General features: G+C 63.7%; 8 protein-coding genes and 1 pseudogene. 5 read left to right on the forward strand and 4 right to left on the reverse strand.

Annotation, left to right across the window (positions count from 1 at the left end; translation table 11 throughout):
* From MJD61_00675 to MJD61_00685, 3 genes are all read right to left on the reverse strand, one after another.
* Window positions 1-261, reverse strand: a 261-nt coding sequence (locus MJD61_00675) for a hypothetical protein (GenBank protein MCG8553794.1), incomplete at its 3' end; no start/stop codon positions are given.
* A 244-nt stretch (window positions 262-505) separates the two neighbouring features.
* On the reverse strand, window positions 506-742 hold the full coding sequence (locus tag MJD61_00680; protein ID MCG8553795.1) for a hypothetical protein: 237 nt from the start codon (window positions 740-742) through the stop codon (window positions 506-508).
* Between the two features lie 110 nt (window positions 743-852).
* The gene (locus MJD61_00685; GenBank protein MCG8553796.1) at window positions 853-1,014 is read right to left on the reverse strand and encodes a hypothetical protein; all 162 of its coding nucleotides are present in this window, start codon (window positions 1,012-1,014) and stop codon (window positions 853-855) included.
* A 359-nt stretch (window positions 1,015-1,373) separates the two neighbouring features.
* Between MJD61_00685 and MJD61_00690 the strand changes: the two genes are divergently transcribed.
* The 3 genes and pseudogenes from MJD61_00690 to MJD61_00700 all read left to right on the forward strand — a co-directional run bounded on the left by MJD61_00690 (window position 1,374) and on the right by MJD61_00700 (window position 2,902).
* On the forward strand, window positions 1,374-1,619 hold the full coding sequence (locus MJD61_00690) for a hypothetical protein (protein ID MCG8553797.1): 246 nt from the start codon (window positions 1,374-1,376) through the stop codon (window positions 1,617-1,619).
* On the forward strand, window positions 1,616-2,260 hold the full coding sequence (locus tag MJD61_00695) for a hypothetical protein (protein MCG8553798.1): 645 nt from the start codon (window positions 1,616-1,618) through the stop codon (window positions 2,258-2,260). The genes MJD61_00690 and MJD61_00695 overlap by 4 nt, the downstream gene beginning before the upstream one ends.
* Window positions 2,261-2,761: 501 nt before the next feature.
* Window positions 2,762-2,902: pseudogene (locus MJD61_00700) on the forward strand (transposase).
* A 281-nt stretch (window positions 2,903-3,183) separates the two neighbouring features.
* Here the strand turns inward: MJD61_00700 and MJD61_00705 are convergent.
* Window positions 3,184-3,492: a helix-turn-helix domain-containing protein gene (locus MJD61_00705; protein MCG8553799.1), complete on the reverse strand. Its 309-nt coding sequence runs from the start codon at window positions 3,490-3,492 to the stop codon at window positions 3,184-3,186.
* 516 nt (window positions 3,493-4,008) lie between these two features.
* On the opposite strand from MJD61_00705, the gene MJD61_00710 reads away from it, so the two are divergent.
* Together MJD61_00710 and MJD61_00715 are read left to right on the forward strand one after the other, a co-directional pair.
* Window positions 4,009-4,413, forward strand: coding sequence for a hypothetical protein (locus MJD61_00710; GenBank protein ID MCG8553800.1), 405 nt, complete (start codon window positions 4,009-4,011; stop codon window positions 4,411-4,413).
* Window positions 4,414-4,469: 56 nt separating this feature from the next.
* A complete protein-coding gene (locus MJD61_00715; protein ID MCG8553801.1) occupies window positions 4,470-4,856 on the forward strand; it encodes a hypothetical protein in 387 nt (128 codons plus the stop codon).
* The last annotated feature ends 173 nt before the right edge of the window (window positions 4,857-5,029 follow it).

Here is a 5,029-nt window from a genome sequence, read left to right on the forward strand (position 1 = left end):
AAGGTCCTGTCCGTCTCGCCACAAAAACGCGCTACCACCCCTGAGCTCCAAGGCACGTGCAATCCGAGCTTCGCCGTCGGTCGCCATCAACCCGAAGCCTACCGAGCCGCCGTCGCCGCGCTGCGCGCCTTCCGCACCGCCTACCGCGATGCCCTGCATCAATGGCGACAGGGCCTCCGCTCCGTGCAGTTCCCGGCGGGGACCTATCTGATGCGGTGGCTGCATCACGTCCACGTCGCCCCAGCGCCAGGATAGCGCCAACCCTCACAACCGCGAGCCCGTGCGGCCCGGATCACGGCATCCGGCCGCATCGCTCCGTCCGTCGCCAGCCTCGCCGTGCACAGCACCGCTATCGCTGTACGCTTCGGGCTCTCTTGATCACCCAACAGGGACCGTTGCGACCGCACCACCCGCTCCATCGCGCTCGCAAAGCCACCGCCGCGCTCGGCCACGGCGATCCTCTGCCGGCAACCACGGTCGGTCTCCAGCGCAATCTCCAGCGCTGCTAATCCCATATCAGTGGAACTTCGGGCGCGACCTTGGTTGCGATGTCTCGGATCGCCTCCTCGAACGAGCGAGGCGAGTATCCGGTTCGCGACTGATCTTCAACCATGATGGTTAGCTCGTGCTCAGAGGCGAGTGGCGTGAGGCAAACCACATAGCCCTGACCCTCCCGATGCGCGGAACCAGCCCACGTGTGCCAATGTTCGTCCAAAAGGTCCTCCACCTGCTCTTCTGTCATGCACGCCTTGATACCAAGCGGCAGCAAGCGCGGCAAGCCGCAAGGAACGCCCGCGTACCGACGGAAAGGTCGAGGCTAGATGGTCCGATCGGGTCTGGAACGCTCTCGGATCAGGCGGCGAGCCTGACATCGGCGACGTAGTAGTCACGGCGTAGCACTTCGAATGCACGGGGGAGCCGTTCGCTTTGAGCGAGCGCACGTAGGGTCAGGACGTTGTCGACACCCTCGGGGTGCCAACGCTGGCCCGAGCGACATGCTCGCGCCTTGACCACCGATTTGCACGCTCCCTCGGTTGGGCTGCTGCCACACGGCAGCCCGGACGCTCGGTGCGAGGCGTAGTGCGTCCTCGGCGGGATTGCTGTTTGCGGCCAAGCGCTAGCTTGGCTGGCCAAGAAAAGGGCGCGCAGCCGCATCCGACCACCGAGGGGCACCCGCTGCGCGCAACTCGTCTTCCGACTCCAGTCGCCCATCACCAAGAATCTGAAGGACGTCGACGTGGACGAGTGACCTCGATCCGCTTCTGGCGTCCATCGCGCGAGCCGGACGGCCCAACTGGCGGACGTAGTCCAAAGATCGAACCCGGGTCCGTGAGTTTGACTACCGAAGCAGGTGGACGCATGATGAACACATAATGACAGACCTTTTGGAGAAACGGAAACTGCTTCTGCGCTCCCGCTATAACTACAACTTCGATCGGGAGATCTACGTCAACCAGCAAGAGAAGAAGGTCTTCAGTTTGGAGTTCGTCGAAGACAAACCGAGGGACGAAATCGAACGTGCGCTGTTGGAGCAAACCTCTGGCGACTGGCGTTTCTATTTCAATGCCCCACCTTCAACTGCGATTCGGCGACAACTCGAAGCGCTCCTTGAAGAATGAGTGCCCGGACGGTCGAGGACCGCCTTCGCGAACAGTACGCAGACATCCTGCCCGATGTGAGGAGGGCGCTGACGGAATTGGAAGCGCGGGTTCGTTACGCGATCATGCCGATCGCCTTGGAGTTGAAAGCGCGGTATGAGCAGCTCGTAATACGTCGCCGAATCAAGGACTGTGAAAGCGCGGTCGCCGCGCTCCGCCGGCGGCAGGAAGGGAAGCTGTTCGACCCCGAGAGTTCAGACGACTACAGCCTTGTGTCCCTCCGAGATCTGGCGGGCCTCAGGGTCCTTGTTTTCCCTTCCGGTCGGATCGAATCGGTCACGAGCGCGTTGTCGCGAGTGTTTCCCGACTGGTCGGAGGACCATGTGCGCGGCGAAGCCGAGAACGTAATTGCGCACAAGTTCTTCGGTCACTGTCAGGGCAACGACAAGATCATTTGCGAGTACCAGGTCGTGCCTATGCTCGTGGGATTGTTCTGGGAGGTCGAGCACGCGGCGATCTATAAGCCGGATCAGCGGCTTGTGGGCGTAACGCGCGAGCCCAAGATGAGGGAGAAGACGCAGGCGGTTTTGGCGGCACTGACCGAATTCGAAGTCGAGTTCACTGCGCTCGTTGAAGAGGCGGGTGCTCGCGGCTCCCCCTGACCCTGAGCGTGGCCGTCACGTCGCGACCAGTTTCGCCGGCATCTCAAGTTCAATCAACATAGTAAGTGACCCCGGTTTGGTCGCATGATTTCACCCCACAGCGGGCCCGAGCTTCCCGAAGTTTCCCGCGCGCAACCGCGCGGCTGCTAGGCATATCGAAGGCGATGCTGGCCACTCCATGGAGCTTCCGCGGAGCCATTCGATGCGCCAAAGAGGTCAACGTCAACGGGGACGACCCGCTGAGGCTACCCGCAGCCGTCCCAAACGGGTAAGGCATGCGCACCGGAAACGGGAGGTTGTCCCTACGCCCTACCCCTACCAAGCCACAAGCGTTCAACTCAGCCCGAACTCCGACCTGGGGCGTGCGCATTGGACGCGGACAGTTGTCCCTACCGAAAGCGTCGCCGGTCGTGTTCTCCGTCTGTTCACCGGGGCCCGGCCGGTAAGGACTGGCCCCGAGTGAATCGTGACGCCGTGGAGGAAACGAGGACTGGCCCCGAGGCGGTCGCGGCCGTGCGCGCCTTCCGCACGGCCTACCGCGCCGCGCTCGAAGCCTGGCGTCGAGGAATCCGTGGGGCGCAGTTCCCGCACGGGACGCGGTTCATGTGCCATTTCCACGGCGCTGAGGCAGCGCCTGGTTAGCGGCCGTCAGCGACCCGCCTCCGATCCGGGCAGCACCCGACGGGACCTTCGCAGTCCCACGCAGCGCTGCACGCTCAGCGTTTGGGTTCGTGTACCTTTGCCGCGCCGTTGTGCGGCTCCGGCACATCAGGAGCCCGTAGGGACGCGAAAAAGTCCGGCCGGTGACCGTGGGCTCCAGCTGCGAGCCGCCACCGCCGCACCCGCCTGGATATCCCAAACCTCAACGCGGGTCAGGTCGCCCCGACCGTTGCAGGGACGCCGAGCGGCGGGCCCTCAGTTGGCTAGCGTTTGCCCGAGAGCACCTGCTTTACGAGCAGGTGACTGCCCCGCAGTGCCTCCATGGCCCGATCTAGGCGGCTTCGCTCTGGGAAGATGAGCAGGTCCCTGACCTCCACGCCGAGACGTTGCGCGATCTTGTCGAGAGCGTCGAGTGAGGGGAGTCTCAAACCCGCCTCGATGCGACTAAGGTACCCCTTGCTGCGAAAGCCCGCCTCCCATGCAAGACGTTCCTGGGTAAGCCCTTGGACTTCACGCAGCTGCGCGATGCGAGCGCCCAGCATGCGGGGCAACGACTTGGAGTCGACTGACACCGGACAGAAAGTACGGAACTCAGCCGTCTTGGAGGTTGCCTGTCAGACAACCATCGGGCATACTCAATCCGCGGTGGGGCGGACGATCACAGGCACAGTGCCACTTGCGTGGCAGGGGGTCTCATGCGCGTACACTTCACTCGCTGCTTGGTTGCGGTTGCCCAACGCCGTGCTTGGCAACCGCGAGGGGAACTGTGCGGCGTGCTCGGGGAAAAACGAGCCCGGGTAGATCCCGTCCTGAGGTCTTGGGGCCGCCCCCCATCTCGTTGGCTCGCCTGCTTGGAGCTGGCAGGACAAGCATGTGTGCGCTGAGGGTACGGGTCCAAGCACCGAGAATGCGACGCGGGTACCTTCAGTGACCGGTTACACCGTCGAAGTTTCCTGTGGAGGGCAGCCGGTGAGGAGCTACAGTCCGAATCGCACCCACAGCGCAACACAGGAGAAACATGCGACTAAGAGTGATCGTGTTGATAGGAGCGGCGCTCGCGGCAGCATGTGGACCAGACGAGGGAAGAAATGGCACATGAAACCATAAGGGCAGCGCTTCTCTGTCTGCTGACGGGATGCGCCGCACAGGTTGCCGACGGCCCGGTCTGCAACCCGGACGGCACGTATCGCCTGCGAGGGATCCCTACGTCTGGCGACTGTCCCGACATCGATACAGTCGCCCGTTTCAGGCAAAACGGCCAGCCCACGGGCGACTGTACGGGCAACAACGAATGGACGCCCGACGGGTGCATGGTTCAGCTCGATGTCACGTGCAGCAAGACCTATCCGGACAGCGAGATCTGGAAGAATCGTTTGCGTGGCGCCGTGACGTTCACCGAAAATGGCGGCCACGGAACCGTGGAAATGACGATCAAAGCGGGCGGAAGGGTTATCTGCTCAAGCGTGGTCGATCTCAGGTACACCCCGCTATGAGCGTAACTGTTCAGGGGCGAGGTTGAGTCCTGGATCGAGGCGTGCGACTCGGTGGCATGACCACAACAAACATCGAGCAGTTGGAACGACAGATCGAGCAACTGGTGGGTGAGCACCTCGCCGCGGTACGTGCCGCGGCGAGCGCAGCCGTGTACCGTGCCTTGGGCGCGCCGACGGCTGTGCCCAAGCCGACGCGGCCTCAGCGCGGCAGTCCGAGCGGCCGTCGAACGCCCGAGCAGATCGCGGCGCTCGGGGAGCGTCTTTATGAGGCGCTCTGTGCCCAGCCGGGGCAGACGATGAGCGTGCTGGCCCCACAGCTGGGCGCGACGCCGGTCGAACTGCAGCGACCCATGGCGGTGCTTAAGCGAGCGGGCCGGGTGCGCAGCGTCGGCAAGCGGCAGCGGACGCGCTACTTCCCGATGGCGGCATCGAACAGAACGTGATCAGGCTGTCGTCGTGAACAACGACGGCGGGCACCGCACTGACCGGCGTTGACCACGCGAGGATTGGGTTCCGGTGGCGCCGACGAGGTTGCGCGAGCGTGCCATGAGCCTTCGCGCCTGACAACAGGGCGGGGGAGACGCTCGAGGCAACGCCACACGTTCACTGACAGCGG

Source organism: Pseudomonadota bacterium (assembly GCA_022361155.1).
Classification (GTDB): Bacteria; Myxococcota_A; Polyangia; order Polyangiales; family JAKSBK01; genus JAKSBK01.

What these genes read in the sequence shown, in the direction of transcription:
- MJD61_00680 (MCG8553795.1), bottom strand. Translation starts at nt 742, where the DNA reads ATGACAGAAGAGCAGGTGGAGGACCTTTTGGACGAACATTGGCACACG.
- MJD61_00690 (MCG8553797.1), top strand. Translation starts at nt 1,374, where the DNA reads ATGACAGACCTTTTGGAGAAACGGAAACTGCTTCTGCGCTCCCGCTAT.
- MJD61_00695 (MCG8553798.1), top strand. Translation starts at nt 1,616, where the DNA reads ATGAGTGCCCGGACGGTCGAGGACCGCCTTCGCGAACAGTACGCAGAC.
- MJD61_00710 (MCG8553800.1), top strand. Translation starts at nt 4,009, where the DNA reads ATGGCACATGAAACCATAAGGGCAGCGCTTCTCTGTCTGCTGACGGGA.
- MJD61_00715 (MCG8553801.1), top strand. Translation starts at nt 4,470, where the DNA reads ATGACCACAACAAACATCGAGCAGTTGGAACGACAGATCGAGCAACTG.